The following is a 22,736-nucleotide window of genomic DNA, read 5'->3' as shown; positions in this document are numbered from 1 at the left end:
ACATTTTTTGACCTCTTTAAACGGTCTCTTTAATTGGGCGGTTGATAATGCCCTTTTAAATAGAAATCCTGCTTTTAATATAAAGCCGCCAAAATCCTTTAACGCAGAAGGGTTCATACCATGGTTAGAAGAAGATATTGACAAATATTATCATCGCTGGATGCTAGGAACGCATGAACATGTATGGATTGACGTCCTTTTGTATACAGGTTTACGTCGTGGTGATGCCGTTCGTATCGGCTGAAAAGATATCACAACAGATAATATTATTCATTTAAAAACAGAAAAGAGCCAATTTAAAACAGATGTTTTTCTCCCGATTTTGCCAGAACTCGCAGAAACACTTAAAATTTGACCTATTGGAGATGAAACATTTATCTGCGGTAAAGAAGGTAAAAAACTGACCAAAGAAAGTTTTGGTAATCTGTTTCGTAAAGCTTGTAATGCAGCAGGTATTAAAAAATCAGCGCATGGATTGCGAAAATTAGCAGCAACACGTGCAGCAAATGCTGGTGCGACAGTTTCGCAAATGAAAGCGCTTTTTGGCTGGACAGAAGATAAAATGGCATCCCTTTATACCAAAACAGCCAATAGAAAACGACTTGCAATAGAAGCAATCAAAAAACTTCAAAAAAGTTAGGGATAGGTGGAAAATAAGTTAAAAGAATCAACGGAATCAAAATTCCCGAACTTTTATATAACCTATTGATTTAATTAAATATTGGCTGGGGTACCTGGATTCGAACCAGGGAATGCCGGTACCAAAAACCGGTGCCTTACCGCTTGGCTATACCCCAAAAAAACACGCTTTATAGCGACTCCTGCACCTTATAGCGATTCCTGTGATTGAACGCAATATTTGAAAATCAAAGACCTTACTTTTTTATCATAAAATTTCTGAGTCTTGTATGGCATTGCCATCGATACAAATTCGTAGCAGAAACTGATATACAGTTGTGATTTTAACATAAGTAGGAACCATTTATCCATCAATTATTTTGCTCTTTGTATTGATTTTCTAGGAACAGAAAATGAAAATCTTGCAGTTTACTCATGTATCTAATAAATTTGCATATGATTTACTTTTCTTGATATATTAAAATCCCATCTTGCTCAATTAAAAAAAACTGTCTCCACATTGGCAACCGGTAAGTGTATGATAGTGCTGCTGTGCTCTTGCATTAAGCATAAAGATGGTAATGTCCACTAATTTTTACATTATATTATTCATGGGTAGCACCATAAAATAAAATCAAGCACATTGAAAAATATTTCCTAAAAAATAACACTTATTATTCTGTTGAAAACATTATGATACACCCATAAACTGGAAGAGTTTTGCAAAAATTAAAAACATTTTATATGGTATTTGAAAAAATAGAGATACAAAAACAAGGAATAATAGCTATTTCCATTTACTTTTTATTCAAAAGATAATGATATTTATTACCCACTCATAGATGTAAAAAATCTTCAGAAGCAATCTTTATGTAGACCAATATCCTTTTTGATTGATGAATATACATTTCCTAAAAGCTTCTTTTACAAAAAGAGAGACATTAAAACTATTTCATACAAACTAGGTATTCAACATTTGCTTTTAAATGCGGTAAATGGCAAATTAGGCTTATGAAATAAGCTTAACAATTAGAATCGAGGAGATTTTTAAATGGCTTTTGAATTGCCCCCGTTGCCTTATGATTACGATGCCCTTTCGCCTTATATGTCACGCGAAACGCTTGAATATCATCATGATAAGCATCACCTCGCTTATCTTACCAACACCAATAATTTTGTGAAAGAGTTAGGCTTAGAAAATGAAAGCCTTGAAGATATTGTTAAAAAAAGTTTTGGAAAAAATATTGGTTTGTTTAATAATGCAGCGCAGTATTACAATCATAACCACTTTTGGCTTTGGATGAAAAAAAATGGTGGTGGCCAAAAACTTCCTGAAAAGTTAGCAAAAGCTATTGACGCTGATCTAGGTGGTTACGACAAATTCCGCGCTGATTTTATTGCTGCTGCTAGTGCCCAATTTGGTTCTGGATGGGCGTGGGTTGCTGTTAAAGATGGCAAGCTTGAAATTATGAAAACGCCTAATGGCGAAAATCCCTTAATTCACAATGCTCACCCTATTTTGGGTGTCGATGTGTGGGAACATTCCTATTACATTGATTATCGCAATACTCGACCGAAGTACCTCGAAGCCTTTGTAGACCATTTAATTAATTGGGACTATGTTTTGAAACTTTATGAAGAATGTGAATTTTAAACTGTCTCAATAATTTTTTAGTGTATGAAAGTCCCTATAATCCAATAAATTATCGGAGACTTTCATACCAAAATATTATGGATTAGCAAAAGTCTTTTCCTGCTATCTTTAGAATATATGCATAGATATAGGCAACTTCTTCTAGCTTTGAAAAACGTCCAGCTGCACCAGCGTGCCCTGAATCCATATTAATACGTAATAAAATTGCATTATCGTCTGTTTTTAGGTCTCGTAATTTTGCCACCCATTTTGCAGGCTCCCAGTAAGTTACACGAGGATCTGTTAATCCTGCCATCACAAGTATAGGGGGATAGTTTTGAGCTTTGACATTATCGTAAGGGGAATAGGAAGCAATAAGCTTATAATCTTCTTCTGATTCAAGAGGATTCCCCCATTCGGCCCATTCTGGAGGAGTGAGTGGCAATGAAGCATCTAACATTGTCGCTAAGACATCAACAAAAGGCACATTTGCTACGATCCCAGCAAAATCCTGTGGAGCTATATTGGCAATGGCTCCCATCAACATCCCCCCTGCTGAACCACCATGAGCAATCAGCCGGTCGTGAGAAGTGAATTTATTGTTTACAAGGTAACGCCCACAAGCAATAAAATCTGTAAATGTATTGTGCTTAAAGAGATGCTTTCCTTTCTCATACCACTCTACTCCCTTTTCTTTTCCTCCGCGAATATGAGCAATCGCGTAAATAAAACCTCTGTTTACTAGAGAAAGTACATTACTATTGAAACTGGCAGGAATAGAGATCCCATAAGCACCATAACCGTAAAGCAGACAAGGCGCACCACCATCAAGGAGAGTGTTTTTGTGGTAAAAAAGTGAAATAGGAATCTTCTCACCATCGTCTGCTATTGCTGTAATCCGTCGTGTTACATATGCATCTTTATTATGCCCAGAGGGAATTATTTGCGTTTTTAAAAGCATTCGTTTACAATTTTTCATCTCATAATCAAACACTTGATCAGGTGTTGTCATAGACGAATAGGAAAAACGAATAGTTGGACTGTTATATTCTGCAACTCCTTGCAGACCTAAAGAATAAGCCTCTTCAGTAAAAGCGATGGAATTAACTTGTTTAGTGGTACGTTCCATTACTTTTATACGTGGAAGCCCCTCAAAACGTTCGATCCAGACAAGAAAATCTTGATAAGCATCATGGGATAATATTAGGCACCCAAGCTGATGTGGGATAAACTCAGACCAATTTTCTGATTGTGGAGATGTATATGGCGCTACCATAATTTTGAAATCTTTTGCATTATCTAAATTGGTTAGAATATAAAAGACATCACCACCCTCTGTAAGTAAATATTCAATACCTTTTTGTCGTTTCCGTACACATTGGGGAACAGTAAAAGGCGCCTCAGCAGGAATTAACCAGATCTCGGATGTTTCATGATCATGAATATTAATATAAATAACATCATTAAGCTTAGAACCGCTTACATCTAAGAAAAAACCTGGATTGTCTTCACGAAAAATAAGCTTATCTTGTGATTGATCTGTGTTTAATTGGTGATAATAGAGCTCTGAAGGTCGGTGGTTTTTATCCATCTTAGTATAGAAAAAACCTTCAGACCTAGCATCCCATACAATTTGACCAGATGTATCAGTAATTATGTCCGTACAGTCAGATAATGTCTCAAAATTACGAATTTTAGCTGTATAGAACTCTGATCCTTTGTCATCATAGGTCCATACCACATGTGTATGGTCAGGAGATTCTTGAACTGAACCAAATTTAAAATATTCTTTGCCTTCTGCCAAGACATCACCATTAAGGTACACGTTTTTTTCTCCGCCATTCCTTGGTGTCCGAAAATAATGTGGTTGTTGGCCTCCGGTAACATAAGAGAATCCGTAAGCAAAAGGGCCATGTTTTATAGGAACAGAACTATCATTCTCTTGGATCCTGTTTTTCATTTCGGTAAAAAGCAAATCTCGTAATGGTTTTGTATCAGCCATTTGAGCTGATTGATAAGCATTTTCTTTTTCAAGATAATGTCGAATATTGGGATCAAGACAGTTAGGATCTTTAAAAACATCTTGCCAGTTAGACGCACGTAGCCAATGATAGGGATCATCACGAAAAATACCATGATATATTTCCTTATGAGTGATTCTAGATGCTTTGGGAGGAATTGCAAAAGTGCGAGTCATACATAATCCTATATTAAAATATGTTAATAGCTTCGTTTATATGTTAGAATCACAATGATTGATGCAAGTGTAAAAACCTATAAGTTCTATTCACTTGCAAAAATAGCACCATGATAATTTTTAAAACTAATACCTTTCTGTTCATTACATATCACAGCTATTGTTTTCTAGGGATATAACACCACTTTTATAATGAAAGTGACTGGTAAAACAATTAAACTATTAGAAAAAGAATTGATTTTTTTTGAAACAGTATAATCGCATAATTTTACAGAAAGGAATAAATATATCTAAAATATTATTATTACTGTATAAAAAATAAAAATGTCCTATCTCCTTTTAATGAATAGTTTTATATTATAAATAATACTATTATGTCATATTTATAATATATCATGTTTTTTATTATTAAATTTTATAAATATAAATAATAAAAACAAATTTAAAACTTATTAAACATAAACTTACTAAACTATAAGTATTCAAAACAAAATATAATAATTTATATATTATATTTTTATAATTAGTAATTTTATTTTTACGTTCTCAAAAAAAATAAATAAATTTTATCATATATTTTTTTATATTTGTGATGTATTATATATTATGTATGATATGTTATAGGGTAAAAATATATTTTAGCATGTAATAATTTCGTTTTTCTTATTGTATATTATGACAAAAAATAGGTATTTATTTGATTTTTTTGTGTTTTGGCAATTTTATAGAATAATTGAATTGACAAAAAAGATTTTTGTACAATATGAAACTCATGTGCATGAGATCTTTATATCATGAGTATATGCACTATATCTCGATTTTGAATTACTCAATTTTAAATTAAAGGAAACAAGAATGGAACATCGTGCAGTCTTAGAGACTGAAAGCAATTTAGTTATTACATTGGTTGCTGATATTGTTGCTGCCTACGTGAGTAATAATTCTATTCGACCGACTGAAGTGCCAAGTTTAATTGCTGATGTCCATGCTGCTTTTCGTAAAGCAGGGAATCTAGAGTTAACAGAAGTCGAAGTTGAAAAACAAAGGCCTGCCGTTAATCCGAAGCGTTCAGTATTTCCTGATTATCTCATTTGCCTTGAAGATGGAAAGAAGTTTAAATCTCTAAAGCGTCATCTCATGACACATTATGGAATGTTGCCAGAGGAATATCGTGAAAAATGGCAGTTAGATAGTTCTTACCCTATGGTGGCGCCTAATTATGCAAAAACACGATCGGCTTTGGCCAAAGAAATGGGGCTTGGACGCAAAAGCAAACGGAAAAAAACTAAATAATCTTATTTTGCGAAAAAATGGTTTCGTGCATAAAGTTGATTTTAGTATACATGTTTTGTGTGAAGCTTTTGTATATATAGCAATTTCTACCAAGGGGATTACATATAGCTTTCGTTACGAATCCGTTTAATCATTGATTTCAAACCATTTGATCGTTGTGGTGTAAGATTTTCATTTAAACCAAGTTTTTCAAAGAGCTCTTGAGCATCAGAATTGCGAATTTCAGAAGCTTTTTTGCCTGAATAAAAAGCAAGAAGTATGTAAATGAGTCCACGCACAATATGAGCATCGGAATCACCTTGAAACGTCAATATTGGATCTTTTGAGTTATTACGTGAAGATAGAAGCCACACTTGGCTAACACAACCAGGAACTTTGTGAGCATCGTTTCGAGCGCTTTCTGGAAAAGGTGGCAATTCATAGCCAAGCTCGATGACATAACGATAACGATCTTCCCAATTATCCAAAAGCGAAAAGTTCTCTATAATATTACCGATTGTTTCCGCCATTATTTTAGTCCTGTTTCGTTTGAATAATCATTCTTGAATACACTTATAAAAAATAAATATTTATTCTTCCTAACATAAATAACACGAAGAACGTTAAAAATCCTTATTTCAAGATAACATTGCATGGTTTTGTAAGAACTCTTGTATTTCGATTTTGTAAGAAACATTAGGGGAAGTCTCTGATATCATTTTTGTTTCCTAATATGTTCCCTAAATATTCATAAGCAGCTCTTGCACCGTAATATGCGCGCTCGCCAAGTGAACTTAAAAAGGATTTTCCTACTTTGCAGGTTTTTATATTACGGTCACAAAATGCGCCTAAGTCATTTAAGGCTTCCTTAAAAGCAATAATCACATCGCTCGTTGTTGTCTCATTATTTTGGGGGCTAGAAGAATGGTTACTGCTTGGATCTGCTACAAAAAATGAAATAATGACAAAAATAAAAAATAAAAAAAATGATAATTTGATTAAAAAACGTATCATGGATAATCAATGTACCGCAGTGGTAAATACAATAAAAGAAACATTTTATACACTGTTGCTTTATAAACAATTTATAAAATGTGCTTTTTATAAAATTGAGTATTCATGTATTGGATCTATATCATTGGCTTTTTTATAAATATGGCACAATTCCGCTGTATAAAATGGGATACATTGTCTATTCAGTAAAAAATTAACATCAAAATTATACACTTACAAGCTGGTCATGTTAATGAACATACTATGATAAAAAATGAGAGAGATAATCATGTTGTGTACATAATTATTTTAAATAATAGTCCACCATATTAGCTTAGTTGAAAAGGCTAAAAAGAGTAAAATTCTGTTATTCTGACTATAGTGTCGATAAAATATTTATATTATCTATAAAATTTTTACTGGAATGTTATGAAAATGGTCAACATGTCGATAAAAACATCAAAAAAATAACTGCATCTCTTATGATTACATCTCAAGCCAGTTTTTTTCTATAACATTGTAAACATCAATTTAATTGATACTTATGAAAATTATTTAATAGAAGGAATTTATACAAAAATATAATAATATTAAGAGATAATTATTCTTACCAAACCGTTTATGGATCAGTAACCATCTATATGTAAATTATAAAGAATAGATAACGATTGTCATCTTTTTAGCGTTATAGGCAAATATTTTCAATTTTATTTTAAATAATAGGCAAACATATGCCACAAAATGAAGAATAACGTGGCATTATTGTTTAGATAATTATATGTGATAATGCAGTTTGCAAACACCAAAATGATCTTGAATGCTAATCATTTGGTACTCTCTTTATACACATTAAAGATTTGTAAAAAATGAAATGAATAAAAGTTGGTAAGAACTCTTATTGATTTATCAACTTATAAATTGATATAATGAAGCTGCTCATTCTAGGAGTTTGAAAGGAAAAATCAATAATGTCAATGCATTTCTCTCTGGCTGGAAGTAAGAACTGATTTATATTCGTTTCCTAATTTATATTTGTTTCTTTGTAAAAAATAAACGCAACTGAAAATAAAAGTAATGGCAACAAAACGAAAGACATACCGAAAAAAAACTGTAAAACACCGTAAATACTACAGTAGTATTGTTATAACACTTCTTCTTATAACTTTTCATTTTATTTTTTGGAGTGCAAAAACTCTTTATTTCTATACACGAAAAAATACTTTATTTTTTGTTGGATTTCTTCTTTTTAGCATTAGTTTTTTATTTATTTCATTTAATGCTTTATTTTCGCAAATGACAACGCATCAAAATATTTTAACTCAAATGAAATTTTCCTCTGTTCAAAGTATAGGTAAGAGCTCTAATTTATCGGAAAAAGAAGAAAAATCACAAGAACTCTCCCGTGTAGCTTCTGTACATTCTCAAAGTCATAACCACACAAATTCACCTTTACCCTCTCAATCAGCAAGCATGCTGGAAAAGCAAAAAGAACTAGCAAAATTAGGATTTTATGATGGTCCATTAGATGGACTGGAAGGACCTAAAACACGCCGAGCCATCACTTTATGGAAACAGCAAACTGCTCAGAGAATGCAAAAGAATGTTCTATCTAATCCCGCAGCAGATGAAATCGCGATATTAATTAAGCAAAGCGAAATAGAAACAAACAATACAAAAAATATGACACACTTAAAAGAAGCTATTTTAGAGCCTTCTGTTGAAGATATTATACAAGTGCAAAAAGCTTTACATATTTTTGGGAATGAGGAGGTTATTGTCACAGGAATAGAAGATCAAAAGACGATAGAAGCCTTAAAACAGTTTCAAAAAATATTTGATCTTCCTGTAACAGGTAAAATTAATCACACAATTTTAATGAAAATGCGTGAAATTGGTTTATTAAATTGAAGCTAATCATAATAATCTCTTAATTTATAATGATAATTCATCTTTCGTTTGTTTAATGCTCCCCTCAAACATTCCTTCATCTCAAGCCCTCTTATATTCAATCAATCAGAATGGTTTTCTTACACATTACATATTGAGCCGTATAATTTGCTTCAAAAAAACCACAACCGATTGCAGAAAAAAGAATATTGCAAAATAGCAAACGCGCTTGTTCTAGCATTTTTATTGCCTCTGATGATAAAAGGACACGAAATTTTTGTAGTATCATGTAAACCTTTCATATTATCGAACCACGAATTGTCCATATATTATCGTCAATTTGATCTTTATAAATATGATGCAAAGAATTTGTGCAAACACCTGTAAGGATAAATAGACGTAAAGCTAATTGTGTTATGGTTGTTGTTTTGCAAAGTGTCTGATAAAAAACCGGCACTTCTCTCTAATCTATTGCTGGAAAGTTATGTGTTTTATGACATTGTCTTCTTAAGAGAGCGTGTGCGTTTAGTATTGCCTATAAATCAACATCCAAACTTACCGCAGCAGTATGTTTGAAAAAAATGTTAAGACAGTTTAGTACTTCTCTCAGCTGTTATAGCTTTTATATGCCAAATGGAGGCAAGAATATTACGCATCTCTGTTTGTATAATCTCTTAAAACAGGAAAACAGCCTAATTTGGGAAAAATATGAAAAGTTAAGGTAAAAACCAGTTTTCATCTTTGTCATTTCCTTTTAATTCAGCTTTACGCCTTTCAAAGACATCTAAAGCAATATCTTTAAAATAACGGAAATTACCTATTGCCTCATGCTCTTACTTTATCACATGTCTTTTTGGTCTCACTCCCCCTCACCTAAAACAAAATGTCCCAAACGGAATATACTTGGATTGCCATTCACGGGCTTTCTTAAAAAACATCTCTAAAGCACCTAAAACCACTTCGCAACAACGCCCATGAATAATAATAGTAGTCCCACTGCACGCGCCGCGCATCATCTTTACGCTTTTTGTCAAGAAGCAAGCCGGCACCATTACACACTATACCTACCTTCAATTTGTGACAGCTCTTGACACTTGAGACGTTTCATAAGAGGCATATCCTTGCTTTATTTTTTTATCTACAGACGCTCATCCCGCCTGTAACATACAAAAAACATGGTTTTGATTGATTCATTATAAAAGAAGTCGAAATAAGAAGATCTTATGATATTTACAGCTTTCATTCAATATGAGAAATAAAAAATTATCTTTATAAATCAATAGATTGTGTAACTTTGATATTCCTTTATAAATGTAAAGATGGGAGTGCATAATGGAGTTTATAAATTTTGGGAAGATTTTTATAAACTTACGGGGAGTTTTACATAATCCCCATTCCACGAATATCAATGTAAAATGGGGCATCCATTGAGAAATGTCTATCTCAAACAGCATGATGCGCAAAAAAAATGCATTTGTTTGGAGCATTCTATTTTGCGTGAGGAGCTCATTCCCCTATAAAAAAGCAAACGCATAAATTGACTGCACAATAACACGTTTCTCTCTATCAAGAGGTTCGCCAATAGAAAGTAGTATTAATAATACATCTTTGTCTATCCTGTGCTTTATATTTTCTCTCATAAACCTCTAAAAAAAACACTTTCTCGCGTAACACAACTTATCGTGCATTTTAGAAGCATTTTTATTCCCTTTATTAAAGAAAATAAAAGAATATATAAAAATTTATTTCAGTAATAACGATACAACAAAAAATATTAACCCATTACATCCTTTTTGCTATTGCGGCCTGAGCTGCTGCTAAACGAGCAATTGGCACTCGAAAAGGAGAACACGAAACATAATCTAGGTTATTTTCTTCGCATAAAGCAATAGAGGCAGGATCGCCTCCATGTTCACCGCAAATTCCCAATTTTATTTTTGCACACTTTGAGCGTCCACGCTGTGCAGCAATGGTAATAAGTTCCCCTACTCCATCACGGTCAATAGACACAAAAGGATCTTGCTCTAAAAGACCTTTTTGAAAATAGGTTGCCAAAAAAGGAGCTGCATCATCACGGGAAATCCCAAAAGTAGTTTGTGTCAAATCGTTTGTTCCAAATGAAAAAAATTCAGCAGTTTCAGCAATTTCATCTGCTCGAAGCGCCGCTCTTGGAAGTTCAATCATCGTCCCAACCATATATTGAATAGTGCTTCCCTTTTCTTTCATCACTTCCTCAGCAACCTGATCAATACGCGCTTTCACAAAATCGAGTTCAGATTTAAGCGCAACCAGTGGCACCATAATTTCAAGCATAACAGGAGATCCAGATTTTTGGGCAGCTTCTGCTGCTGCTTCAAAAATCGCCCGCGCTTGCATTTCTGCAATTTCAGGATAAGTAATAGCTAAACGGCATCCTCGTAATCCAAGCATAGGATTAAATTCGTGCAACTGCTGAGTGCGTTCAGCAAGCACTTCAGCAGAAACACCCATAGCTGTTGCAACATCAAGAATTTCTGCTTTCGTTTTAGGCAAAAATTCATGTAATGGTGGATCTAGCAAGCGGATAGTAACAGGTAAACCACACATAATTTCAAATAATTCACTAAAATCTGAACGCTGCATTGGCAAAAGCTTATCTAGTGCTTTACGACGACCACTTTCATCATGACTTAAAATCATTTCACGCATGGCAACGATACGTTCATCAGAAAAAAACATATGCTCCGTACGGCAAAGACCTATACCTTCAGCCCCAAAAGAGCGTCCCATACGGGCATCAGATGGTGTATCAGCATTAGCGCGAACTCTTATACGTCGCATCCCATCAGCCCATTCCATTAATTTTGCAAAGTCTCCGCAAAGCTGAGGCTGCAACATTGCAACTTTCCCTTTGAAAATTTCTCCACTTCCACCATCAATTGTGATAACATCACCTTTTTTTAGGCTTTCTCCTGAGGCAAACAACGTATTTGTGTTATAATCAATCCGCACACTGCCAGCACCAGAAATACATGGTTTTCCCATCCCCCGCGCAACAACAGCAGCGTGACTTGTCATACCGCCACGCGTTGTTAAAATTCCTTCTGCAGCATGCATACCATGAATATCTTCTGGGCTTGTTTCTACCCGGACCAAAATAACTTTGCGACCTTCCGCCGACACAGTTTCTGCCTCTTCTGAAGTAAAAACAATTTCACCAGTTGCGGCTCCAGGAGAAGCAGGTAAACCACGTCCTATAACAAAACGTTCTGCTTTGGGATCAAGTGTTGGATGCAAAAGTTGGTCAAGCGACTTTGCATCAATACGCATCACAGCCTCTTCACGGTTTATTAACCCCTCCTCAACCATTTCAATTGCCATCTTGAGAGCCGCACGAGCCGTGCGTTTTCCTGAACGAGTCTGAAGCATCCATAATTTACCTTTTTCAATGGTAAATTCGAGATCTTGCATATCCCGATAATGCTGCTCAAGATTCTGCGCAATCTGACATAATTTCAAAAAAGCCTCAGGCATAATTTTTTCTAACGACGGTCTATTTGAACCAGAAACAATACGCGCATTTTCTGTAATATTTTGAGGCGTTCGAATGCCCGCCACAACATCTTCCCCTTGCGCATTAACTAAAAACTCACCATAAAGTTCTTTTTTCCCTGTCGATGGATTGCGTGTAAAAGCAACGCCCGTTGCCGAATCTTCTCCCATGTTACCAAAAACCATAGCTTGCACATTAACTGCCGTTCCCCAACTTTCAGGAATGCTATGTAAACGGCGATAAGTAACTGCACGTGCTGTCATCCAACTTGAAAAAACGGCTCCAATCGCCCCCCATAACTGTTGTTCAGGATCTTGTGGAAAAGGGGTTCCTAATTTTTCTTCAACATAGGCTTTATAAGAAATAATAACATTCTTCCAATCATCTGCTGTCATTTCTGTATCAATAGTGTAACCATTGCATGCTTTTACTTCATCAAGAATCTCTTCAAAATACGAATGGTCTAGCCCCAAAACAACGTTAGAATACATTTGGATAAAACGCCGATAACTATCATAAGCAAAACGTTCATTATTGGCTTTTAAAGCAATTGCTTTTACAGTTTTATCATTCATGCCAAGGTTCAGCACTGTATCCATCATCCCTGGCATAGAAGCCCTAGCCCCTGAACGAACAGACAGCAAAAGTGGTCTTTGTTCATTCCCAAATTCACGTCCTGTTTGTTCAGCAACGTATCTTAGTGCTTGCTTAACAGATTCCTGTAGCTCTTCTGGATATGATTTGTCATGGGCATAATAAAAATTACAAACTTCTGTTGTCAGCGTAAATCCGGGTGGTACGGGCAAACCAAGATTACTCATTTCTGCCAAATTAGCCCCTTTACCTCCGAGAAGGTTACGCTCACTTGCACTTCCTTCTGCCTTTCCATCTCCAAAACTATAAACCCATTTTTTCACTGTACAAATCCTCCCATATCAGCTTCAAAACATCATTCAACCTAGGCTCACTTAAAAGCAATGATTTGATTCAAAATTGGCTCAACGATATCGCTTCATAAATGCATAATATTAATCCTTCCAAAAGAGATAATGACCAAAAGTATCACTATCCATCTTCTGGAAGATTAAGATTCAGTTTTTTAGAAAACTATCAATCACCGAAAAAAATTCTTCTACTTTCATGGCACCTTCATATTTACTACCATTAATAAAGAAAGTAGGTGTTGCTGTGACACCAAGCTCTTTACCGCGTTCAAAAGATGCATTTACTTCATCTAAAATGGACTGATTTTTCAAACACGCAGTAAAACTTTCATCTGTAAAACCAGCCATTAAGCCAATTTTCTTCAATGGTGTTAGAGCATTTTTTCCGAAAGCCCATTCATTTTGTTTTTGAAATAAAACTTCTATCAAAGGAAAATAGCGATCTTCCGGTGCACACCGTGCCAACATAAAACCTGCTGTTGCCCGAGGATCAAAAGCATATTCTCGGAAAATAAGTTTTACTTTTCCTGTTTTGATATATTTTTTACGAATTTGGGGAAGTATATCATTATAAAAATGCGCACAATGGGTACATGTCAACGAAGCATACTCAACAATGACGACTGGTGCATCCGCCTCTCCCTCAAAGCGATCCTTTACTTTACCCGATTGGAGAAGCTCTGCCATATCAACAGTCGCCACTGATTTGGGATCACGCGCTAAAGCAACTGTTACACTGTTTTGTACAATCGTTATGAAGAGAAAAATTATCCCGAAAGATAAAAAAGAACGATATTTTACCATAAATAATACTTTTCTGTTGTTATTAACGAATAGGAATCCTATGCTTTCTCATATATTAAAGAAAAATATATAAAATATCTTTCTATTTATTATTTTTTTCCAAAAAAATGCAACAGCCAAGTTGATAAAGTGCTTGGTGCAAACTTTTATCTTCAATTCCTTCAAGCATTTTTTCCACGTATTTTTTGTCTTGTTCACTCAAAGGCGGTTTTAGAGGCAAGTGATTCATAAAAACCGACATACTCCTTTGCTCAATCTTGATGCGATCAATAGCAATGTAGCCAAAAAATCCGTTAATTCTATGAAGTAATTCCTCTGTTTCATGCATCAATTTTAACGCAGCAAATCCTTCACATGCGACAACAAGTGTTGCTGGCTGAAAAACTTCATCTTGATCTGCACGACGTTTCCAAATAATTTTAAGCGGCATTGTATGTTCACTGATATCATAGCCCGCAATCTGTGGCCAATGTTCTATAAGCGCTACATTAAGCCCTGTCCGTTTGCGTAAAACTGGATCAAGTATTTTGTATACCGCCTCAGAAAGAGAATAAAAGATACGTTTTTTAAGTTGTTTTCTCATTTTTAGATCATTGTTCAAGCGCTTACTAAATTAAAATCATTTGTTTCATCTAAAAATTGTTGCCTCCTCAATTTATGAAATATCAACAAAATAAAAAGCCTTTTCTCACCAGAGCCTTGACAATAAAAGAGCAAAAAACATGAATTACAAAATAAATAATTTTTTCTTTTGCATTTTATATCTCCCTATGCTTGAAAGCAATCATGTATGAAATTTCTTCGCACCTCCTTGCTTGGTACGATCAAAATCACAGACATCTTCCATGGCGGATTACCCCCGAAAAGCAAAAACAAGGTATCCGTCCTGATCCTTATCAAGTTTGGCTTTCTGAAATCATGCTTCAACAAACAACCGTTGAAACAGTTAAGCCTTATTTTAAAAAGTTTCTAAAACTATGGCCTGATCTTTCCTCTTTAGCAAAAGCCTCCCAAGATGATATCATGAAAGCATGGGCTGGACTTGGTTATTATTCACGCGCACGTAATCTTAAAAAATGTGCGCGACAGCTTGTTGAAAACTACGCGGGACAATTTCCACAATCTGTAAAAGAATTGCGAACTCTAGCCGGTATTGGAGATTATACTGCCGCAGCCATTGCTGCGATTGCTTTTAACCACCCTGTAGCAGTGGTTGATGGTAATGTCGAACGTGTGGTAGCGCGACTTTTTGCTATCACTTCAATATTGCAAAAAGCAAAAGTTGAAATTAAAGAAAAAACACAAAAAATTACTGCTTTAAATCGTCCTGGTGACTTTGCTCAAGCAATGATGGATTTGGGAGCAACAATTTGTACTCCACGCAAACCATCTTGTTATACCTGCCCTCTTCAATGTTTATGCAAAGCAAAAAAGATGCAACAACCGGAGTCTTTTCCAGTTAAAGCCCCTAAAAAAGAACGCCCTTCAAAAACAGGTATTGCTTTTGTGGTCCTTAATAAAAAGAGACAAATTTATTTGGAAAAACGACAGACGCAAAAGCTCCTTGGTGGAATGACCCAAATTCCTAACAATATTGGCATAAACAACGAAAATGGGCTACAAAACGCACCCTTTACTGCCAATTGGCAATTCAAAGGACAAATTACGCATGTTTTTACTCACTTTTCTCTAAAACTTGATGTTTACTATACCGAAGATGTTCATGAAATGAATTGTGAAAATGGTTGGTGGTGTAACATTCAACATCTTGCCGAAGAAGCATTACCTACTGTTATGAAAAAAGCCATTTCCGTAGCACTTCCCAATTCTTTTAGATTTAAATAACCTTCCCTATTCATAAAAATGTTTTCTAATGGAGACTTTTGTATCTCTAGCGATCATTTATTAATCTGTAAAAGAAAAATTTTAAAAAATGAAATAACCAATTTTTTCTACAGACAAAAATTAAGGAGCGATAGAAACGCTTAGAAGCTTTAGATTTAAATTTCAGGATCTATCCTTTTTTCGCTTATGACGGAGCAAGTTAGCACCATCGTTATATTTACCAGCCCCCTCAACATCCCTTGGTACGTGAAACGGATTATAAGAGGTACTTTTAGTTCTTTCGTTAACAATTTTTATTCACACGCCAACCCCGTTTATGACATGCAAGAAAATAATTTTCATCGATTCAATATGGAACAAATTTGAAATAAGAAAACTTGACGATATTCCGAGGGCAATTCGATATGAGTTGCGCTAAATTATCTTTATAATCAATATATTATATGCACTTTACAGATGTACGTATTCAAAAAAGCACTTAATTTTGAACTTCTGAATGAACCTTTTAATTCTGATATTTCATTTTTATAAGCTTATATTGAAATTTTACTGTTTTGGAACTAAAATGAGAACATAGAGTGAAAATTTCTCATTTTAATTTCTTCTAAAAGAAGCATAAAATACTCGCTTGTCGCTTACAAGCGAGATTTAGTGTGTCAATAAAAAACATCTAAGAAAGGCTAAAACACCCTCACGTCCATCTCAATCAAGATCAGGTATATTGGTGGTCAATAGAATGAAGCGATCAGCTTAGTTCATAAAACACCCGTTTTTAACATTTGTGAACGTATGATCATTCTTAAATGATCTATGGACTTCAACCGTCCATTTTCCTCATAATACCAAAAGGTCCAACCATTACAACTCTGCGAATCTTGAGCCTTTCTTCCCATTGCGTGAATTGAGCCCGCTTCACCACCATGCATAATCGTACCATCAGCTCTTACAATAGCAGATACTTGCTTCTTACGATCATACAGAACTTCTCCAGGATAGAGTAAACCTGCTTCAAGCAAACTGTTGAATGCTACGCGCGGTTCTGCTTTTTTTCTATCCAAAATCGCTAGTTCTGGTTGCGCTAAAGGTTGAACCGCCGCAATTCTCTCACATGCTGCATCGATGTAATCTTGCTCGCGTTCAATCCCAACAAAATCACGCCCTAAAAGCTTGGCAACAGCACCTGTTGTTCCCGAACCAAAAAACGGATCGAGAATAACATCACCAGGTTTACTAGAAGCCATAATAATACGCGCTAATAACGCTTGCGGTTTTTGTGTTGGATGTAATTTACGCCCCGAATCATCCTTTAAACGTTCAGCTCCAGTGCAGAGAGGGAAAAGCCAATCTGAACGCATTTGTAGATCTTCATTTGCCGCTTTTAAGGCATCATAATTAAATGTGTACTTTTTATCTTTTTGATCTCGCACGGCCCAAATAAGCGTCTCATGAGCATTTTGAAAACGGCGCCCTCGAAAATTAGGCATCGGATTATTCTTGCGCCAAATAATATCATTAAGCATCCAAAAACCTAAATCTTGTAATGCCGTCCCAACCCGAAAAATATTATGGTAAGATCCGATAACCCAAAGTGTTCCGTTGGGTTTTAATACACGACGACAAGCAAGCAACCATGCACGAGTAAAAGCATCATAAGCAGCAAAACTCTCAAACTGATCCCATGCATCATCAACCGCATCAACAAGCGAATGATCTGGACGGTATAAAGCTCCATCCAATTGCAAATTATAGGGTGGATCCGCAAAAATCATATCAACAGAATGTTTTGGAAGTTTTTCTAAAACGGAAACACAATCTCCTTTAAAAATTTTATTGCGCCATGGCATTTGTGAGGGAGTACGAAGGAAATCTTTTTGAAGCTGAATAACTGTCATGAAAAACCCAACAAAATTAACTGAATTTGCCCTATAATCAACCAAAATAGTTTATAGGCCCGCATTACCAATCTATATTTACAAAATAGCGTAAACGTATCGTTAAAGTTCTACAAAATTGATGATTGTTTTTGTTTTTTTAGTAAAAAAAAACTTTCATATGAATGAAACCTTAATTTTCTTTTTTTCAATGTACTGTTCCCATATCTTTTATTTCGTAAAAGAATTAAGAATCATTTTCAAAGCGTATTTTTATGAAATAAGATCTTCTCAATATCGTTTTCATGAAAGTTGTCCATCTCGTAACATGTAAAGGAATATCTTATGCCTCAGATAGATCTTATTATTTTTGATTGTGACGGAGTTCTCGTCGACTCTGAATATCTTGCAGCAAAAATTGGATCTCAATTGCTCAAACAAACAGGATATGAAATATCACCCGAAGAATTGAGTGAGCGTTTTGCAGGGCTTATCTTTCGCGATATTCTTAAACACGTTGAACAGGAAACAGAAAAACCTATTTCTGCTCATCTCATAGATCAAATGACTAATATTTTTCGTACACAAATAAAAACTAAATTACGGGCTATTGATGATGTAAGAGAAGCTGTAGAAATTATCCAAACACGCTATCCCTACTGTATCTGCTCTAATGCAAAAAGCGTAGATATAAAAGAGATGCTCATCACGGTTGATCTCTATGACCTTTTTGAAGGTAAAATATTTTCAGCACCTGAAGTTGGAACAAAAAGAACGAAACCGGCCCCTGATGTTTTCCTTTTTGCCGCACAACAATTACAGGCAGAGCCCCAAAACACTATCGTTATAGAAGATTCACTTCATGGTGTACACGCAGCCATAGCAGCAGGCATGCGTGTCATCGGCTTTACGGGAGGATCACATAGCTATCTTGGCCACTCTAATGCACTTGCAGAAGCTGGTGCAGAAACAGTTATTGCAAAACATGCTCATTTAGGAGAAGTCTTAGAAGCAATGGCAGTATGGCGAGATCTATTATAAAAAATCTCTTGAATATATCAATTTGTAAACTCTTGTAAGAAGCATTTTTATTCAAATGTCCTGCTCTTCTCGCTGCTCCTTTTATAATAACTTCAATAAATGCGTAATTCACGACACGGGTGAATTGCATCTCAATGTGAAGGAAAAATATAGCACCTCATTGAAATCATAAGTCTGTTAACCATTGCACGTACTTAAAAAAAAGCCAAAAACAGGGGTGCCAACTCATGAAAATTAAACCCTGCTTATCTATCTCAACTCCGATATCCCACTCCCAACCTCAGCAGCTCATCCTGATAAATTATTATATTTGTCAAAAAAGGAATATTACGATGCCTTGCTCGATAAGATGTGAGAATTGCTAGCCTCTTTCATCTGATCAAAAAAATCACATACTATGGTAAAATTGTAAGGGATGTGCCTATTGATCATGGAAAAAATATTAAAATTCGCGGAATCTATGGAACACAAGACTTTATTGAAAATGACAAATGCGTCCTTGTTGAGTTACAAAGGCTTATATTTACTCAATCCAAATCTCATAAACTTGTTGAAGGCTTATTTACTTTGCTGCTTAAATAGTATTTTAACAGCATCAATTGGTACAACCTCCCTAAGATTACAAAAAACAAAAAGAATACACTCTTATGAAGATGTGCATTTTATAAAAAATATTTCATACCAAGTAATTTACAGACAATATATTGATTTATAATCATAATTTATCATGATTCAAATTAAGCAAAAAAACCGAATATTGTAAGATTCTCTCATTTCAAACCTAGATATGCTGAATTAAATAAATAAAGAAATAAAAATGCCTTTTAATGAATCATCTCAAAAGGCAAAAATTGTAGCAACATTAGGAGCGAGAAAAGTGTATGGCAATGCCATCTTTCTTCTTTATAAACGTCAAAAATTCTGATGCCCTAAGAATTTTATATTATGGGGGCTTTATCATCATATCTATCATTGCAAAATAGGCTTGAGTACCTTGAGAACGGTTTCTTTAAAAAAGCACATAAATATGAAACATATAATCATGTTAAACAAGCGACAGCGATACCAATAGTTGCTTAAAATTTTCCGAAAGCACTTAATAGCCTTTTTAAATAAGCAATGAAATCAGATCTTTTCAAAAGTAATCCACTTTCTAAAAATAAAAGCGGCTTTTCAGTTTGGAAAGAAGAAAGTGTTGAAAATATTATCTAATGCTGATCTTTCGGCACTCATAAATATGTCTAAATTATATTCTTCTATACACTGCCTTGCATCATAGTAATATGCTGTTCACATTGGCGATAAAAAGATAATATCATTTATCTCTATCCAATTCGAGCTCTACTTTACACTATGAGAAAATTGTACATTTTTTAGTATCTATAACATATTATTATCTATAAGATAAATGTATATATTTAATAGTAAATTAAGCAGTATTATTCTGCTATAACGATGCAATTAAATAACCATTGAATAATATATATAGAACACAAATTCTATAATAATGACTATCTATAATAAATACTATAAATAATAAAATTTTATCGTGTCCATTCATATTTTAATTGTTAATAATATTTTTATAACCACATCATAATTTTCATGTTTTCTATTATACTATCAATAATAAATAAATTTTTATATATTTAATATGTAAAAATTTTGATCAATTTTATTATCTATAAATGTATTTAAAAAAATATATTAATATCATTTATAAAAATTATACGACAACCATATGTTATTTTATATATAACACATAATAAAATATTGTATAAAGTTTTTAAAAAATATAATTTGTAATTATTACTGTTACTTTTTTACAATAACGTTTATAAAAATTATAGTTATATTTTTATATGTATTTTTATTATTGACTAAAAATACATATTGAACTATATTACTTGTGTATAGTGTGAGATACATAAACATTATGTATATTTCTTACATATATAACTTAAAAATATTTGAGGTAAAGTTATGGTAAAAATATTTAAAAATTATATTTTAAGCATTTTTATAGCGAGCACTTTTTTTATTTCACAAACTGTAAATGTTAATGCAAACTATTTGAAAAACGATACTCCAAAAGAGGAACTTTCTGTTTTCCCAATGGAACAAGTAAAATATGCGAAATCCGATGTAGTTTCTACGACTGCTTTCTATGCTCCGTCTGTAAATTATCAAACAGAACATGGAACAATAGGTGAAGGAAAATTTGAAAAGGTCGTTGAGCCTATGACTATAGGAATGGGGCTATTGTTTACTGGACATGTAATGAGCTTTATAGGATCGATAATAAGTTGGATAAAGGACATAGTATTGATGTTCAAATAATTCAACCTCGTCTAGAACTCTATAATAATAGCTTTATTATGTGGCTATAATTCATTGTAAATAATTACATAATGAAGCTCATTATGCTACAAAATATAAATGTTGTAGATTACATCCAAATATCCAAAGTATAAATTAAGTATAAATTTACTCATATATATTGAATAGTATAAATCTTTGAGGTAAATTATGATTAAATTATTTAAAAATCATATATTAAGTATTTTCATTATGTCTGCCTTTTCTCTTTCTCAGGTTGTAAATGTGCATGCAAACTCTTTACAAAATAGTACTCATCGTGAGAATATTTTTGTTTCTGCAATAGAACAGAAAAGAAAGGATGCAGTCCATACCGTTTCTCTCTATAGACCTAGTCTAAATCGTGGAGTGGGTAATGAAGCTACTATTGAAGGAAAATTTGAAAAGGTTGTTGAACCTCTTACACTCGGGGCTTTTGGTATGGGGATGGCACTTGGATATGCATCAAGTACGATAGGCATGTTTTTAGGATGGATAATAAGTAAAATAATATTGTATTTTAAATCTCGTTAAAATTGAAATTTCATCAGAATAAGACCTTCTCATATGAAATATAAACTATGAACATATTCCGTGTTTATCCATTGTTGATGACAAAAACTAATGAATTATCACACTAAGAGTGAAAAAAGCTTTAAATGCTTCTGTTTCTCTCAATGTGCACTAATTCTGCCGATGCATCTATTCAATTCAGATTAAAATAAAAGTATTGGTGGTAAACTATGATTAAAGTATTGAAAACTTACGTATTAAATATTTTTATAGCAGTTGCTTTTCTGCTTTCACAAGTTATAAATGTTCATGCCAATCATTTGAAAAATGATACTCAATGGGAAACTGTCTCTTTAATAGAACAAGGAAAGAAAAAAGCTATCGATATAGCTGCTCTTTATGTCCCAAGTTTCACTCATAAAGCAAAAAGTGAATCTGCCTTTGAAGGAAAATTTGAGAAAGTGTTTGAACCAATTACGCTAGGAGTTTTTTCTACAGTAGGAGCTTTGGGTTTTGGATTCTTGACTGGATCTGTTATGGCCATATTTAGCGGGATAATCGGATGGGCAATAGGAAAAATTAAAGGCAAATAATTCAAAGATACTTAGTTATTTTTTTCTATTTAAAATGAAAATACTTTACAGCCTGCTTCCCATCATTTAGCAGGCTGTTGTATGTTTTCTATGGATAAACTTTAGGTTACCATACTGTATAGCACAAATATAATATCTATTATTATACAAAGTGATAAATTAAGCTAAAAAAGATTATTCAAAGTATAGATTTGCGCACGAAGTGCCATAAAATTACCTTATAAATCTTCCAATGTGAGTTCTGAGATGTATCATTTTAACATTCAGTTTAGCAGATTTAATTGTTACAAAGTATTAAGAGCATAAAATAACTATGAATGATTGAGTTTTATACAAAAGTTCTTCAATAAATACCATTCTATCTATTTAATTTTATTATTTAAGAAGGTGTACAAGTGAAGATACGTTGTAAAATTTAAGTGAATGAATAATAGAGAAAAAAATTTTGACTGTAACAGATTTTCTGTGAACATTTGGCGTTTATATCTCAAAAATAAAAATGCTTAAGGCTATTTCCTTTCATTATTGAATTAAAAAGAAGAAAAGAAGCTCTATCCATTTAATAATTTAAATATTATGAAAAACGTGAAATAAATAACTTCATCAATTTGCCAGAAATAAAAAAAGGATAAGAC

The 22,736-nt window shown here is 33.7% G+C and carries 15 protein-coding genes, 1 tRNA gene and 2 pseudogenes; 9 read left to right on the top strand and 9 right to left on the bottom strand.

What is annotated here, in order from left to right; all coding sequences use genetic code 11:
- Positions 1–640: pseudogene (locus tag ACFIMC_RS05440) on the top strand (tyrosine-type recombinase/integrase); the annotation flags it as partial.
- Positions 641–722: 82 nt separating this feature from the next.
- Here the strand turns inward: ACFIMC_RS05440 and ACFIMC_RS05435 are convergent.
- Positions 723–797, bottom strand: a tRNA-Gln gene (locus ACFIMC_RS05435).
- 872 nt (positions 798–1,669) lie between these two features.
- Here ACFIMC_RS05435 and ACFIMC_RS05430 point away from each other — a divergent pair.
- Positions 1,670–2,272, top strand: a complete 603-nt coding sequence (locus ACFIMC_RS05430; protein ID WP_375628283.1) for a superoxide dismutase — start codon at positions 1,670–1,672, stop codon at positions 2,270–2,272.
- Positions 2,273–2,354: 82 nt separating this feature from the next.
- Here the strand turns inward: ACFIMC_RS05430 and ACFIMC_RS05425 are convergent, their stop codons facing one another.
- Entirely contained in the window at positions 2,355–4,448 is a 2,094-nt protein-coding gene (locus tag ACFIMC_RS05425; protein WP_375672013.1) for a S9 family peptidase, read from the bottom strand.
- Positions 4,449–5,303: 855 nt separating this feature from the next.
- On the opposite strand from ACFIMC_RS05425, the gene ACFIMC_RS05420 reads away from it, so the two are divergent.
- A complete protein-coding gene (locus ACFIMC_RS05420; protein ID WP_012754848.1) occupies positions 5,304–5,741 on the top strand; it encodes a MucR family transcriptional regulator in 438 nt (145 codons plus the stop codon).
- Between the two features lie 98 nt (positions 5,742–5,839).
- On the opposite strand, the gene ACFIMC_RS05415 is transcribed toward ACFIMC_RS05420, so the two are convergent.
- Together ACFIMC_RS05415 and ACFIMC_RS05410 are read right to left on the bottom strand one after the other, a co-directional pair.
- Positions 5,840–6,250, bottom strand: a complete 411-nt coding sequence (locus ACFIMC_RS05415) for a SufE family protein (protein WP_375611146.1) — start codon at positions 6,248–6,250, stop codon at positions 5,840–5,842.
- A gap of 108 nt (positions 6,251–6,358) precedes the next feature.
- Positions 6,359–6,734 (bottom strand): annotated as a pseudogene (locus ACFIMC_RS05410) (DUF5330 domain-containing protein).
- Between the two features lie 1,053 nt (positions 6,735–7,787).
- On the opposite strand from ACFIMC_RS05410, the gene ACFIMC_RS05405 reads away from it, so the two are divergent.
- Positions 7,788–8,621: a peptidoglycan-binding protein gene (locus ACFIMC_RS05405; protein WP_375634277.1), complete on the top strand. Its 834-nt coding sequence runs from the start codon at positions 7,788–7,790 to the stop codon at positions 8,619–8,621.
- A 97-nt stretch (positions 8,622–8,718) separates the two neighbouring features.
- On the opposite strand, the gene ACFIMC_RS05400 is transcribed toward ACFIMC_RS05405, so the two are convergent.
- From ACFIMC_RS05400 to ACFIMC_RS05385, 4 genes are all read right to left on the bottom strand, one after another.
- On the bottom strand, positions 8,719–8,889 hold the full coding sequence (locus ACFIMC_RS05400) for a hypothetical protein (protein WP_375640278.1): 171 nt from the start codon (positions 8,887–8,889) through the stop codon (positions 8,719–8,721).
- Positions 8,890–10,382: 1,493 nt separating this feature from the next.
- Entirely contained in the window at positions 10,383–13,049 is a 2,667-nt protein-coding gene (gene ppdK / locus ACFIMC_RS05395) for a pyruvate, phosphate dikinase (RefSeq protein ID WP_375680920.1), read from the bottom strand.
- A 174-nt stretch (positions 13,050–13,223) separates the two neighbouring features.
- Positions 13,224–13,880 (bottom strand): DsbA family protein, encoded by a 657-nt coding sequence (locus ACFIMC_RS05390; RefSeq protein ID WP_375611143.1) that lies wholly within the window; start codon positions 13,878–13,880, stop codon positions 13,224–13,226.
- Between the two features lie 82 nt (positions 13,881–13,962).
- Complete coding sequence (locus ACFIMC_RS05385; protein ID WP_375611142.1) at positions 13,963–14,463, bottom strand: DUF721 domain-containing protein; 501 nt, start codon at positions 14,461–14,463, stop codon at positions 13,963–13,965.
- A gap of 203 nt (positions 14,464–14,666) precedes the next feature.
- Between ACFIMC_RS05385 and mutY the strand changes: the two genes are divergently transcribed.
- On the top strand, positions 14,667–15,725 hold the full coding sequence (gene mutY / locus ACFIMC_RS05380; RefSeq protein WP_375613013.1) for an A/G-specific adenine glycosylase: 1,059 nt from the start codon (positions 14,667–14,669) through the stop codon (positions 15,723–15,725).
- A 755-nt stretch (positions 15,726–16,480) separates the two neighbouring features.
- Here mutY and ACFIMC_RS05375 read toward each other — a convergent pair.
- Entirely contained in the window at positions 16,481–17,569 is a 1,089-nt protein-coding gene (locus ACFIMC_RS05375; protein WP_375613050.1) for a site-specific DNA-methyltransferase, read from the bottom strand.
- Between the two features lie 372 nt (positions 17,570–17,941).
- On the opposite strand from ACFIMC_RS05375, the gene ACFIMC_RS05370 reads away from it, so the two are divergent.
- The 4 genes from ACFIMC_RS05370 (at position 17,942) to ACFIMC_RS05355 (ending at position 22,101) form a co-directional block, all read left to right on the top strand.
- The gene (locus ACFIMC_RS05370) at positions 17,942–18,637 is read left to right on the top strand and encodes an HAD family hydrolase (RefSeq protein WP_375613014.1); all 696 of its coding nucleotides are present in this window, start codon (positions 17,942–17,944) and stop codon (positions 18,635–18,637) included.
- 1,983 nt (positions 18,638–20,620) lie between these two features.
- Complete coding sequence (locus ACFIMC_RS05365) at positions 20,621–20,977, top strand: hypothetical protein (protein ID WP_375613015.1); 357 nt, start codon at positions 20,621–20,623, stop codon at positions 20,975–20,977.
- A gap of 189 nt (positions 20,978–21,166) precedes the next feature.
- Positions 21,167–21,529, top strand: coding sequence for a hypothetical protein (locus ACFIMC_RS05360; RefSeq protein ID WP_375613016.1), 363 nt, complete (start codon positions 21,167–21,169; stop codon positions 21,527–21,529).
- Positions 21,530–21,738: 209 nt separating this feature from the next.
- On the top strand, positions 21,739–22,101 hold the full coding sequence (locus ACFIMC_RS05355) for a hypothetical protein (protein ID WP_375613017.1): 363 nt from the start codon (positions 21,739–21,741) through the stop codon (positions 22,099–22,101).
- Positions 22,102–22,736: the final 635 nt, after the last annotated feature.

This window comes from Bartonella sp. AP21QHHD, assembly GCF_042196205.1.
In the GTDB taxonomy this organism is placed as follows: domain Bacteria; phylum Pseudomonadota; class Alphaproteobacteria; order Rhizobiales; family Rhizobiaceae; genus Bartonella.
This window is presented reverse-complemented; position numbering and strand designations above follow the sequence as displayed.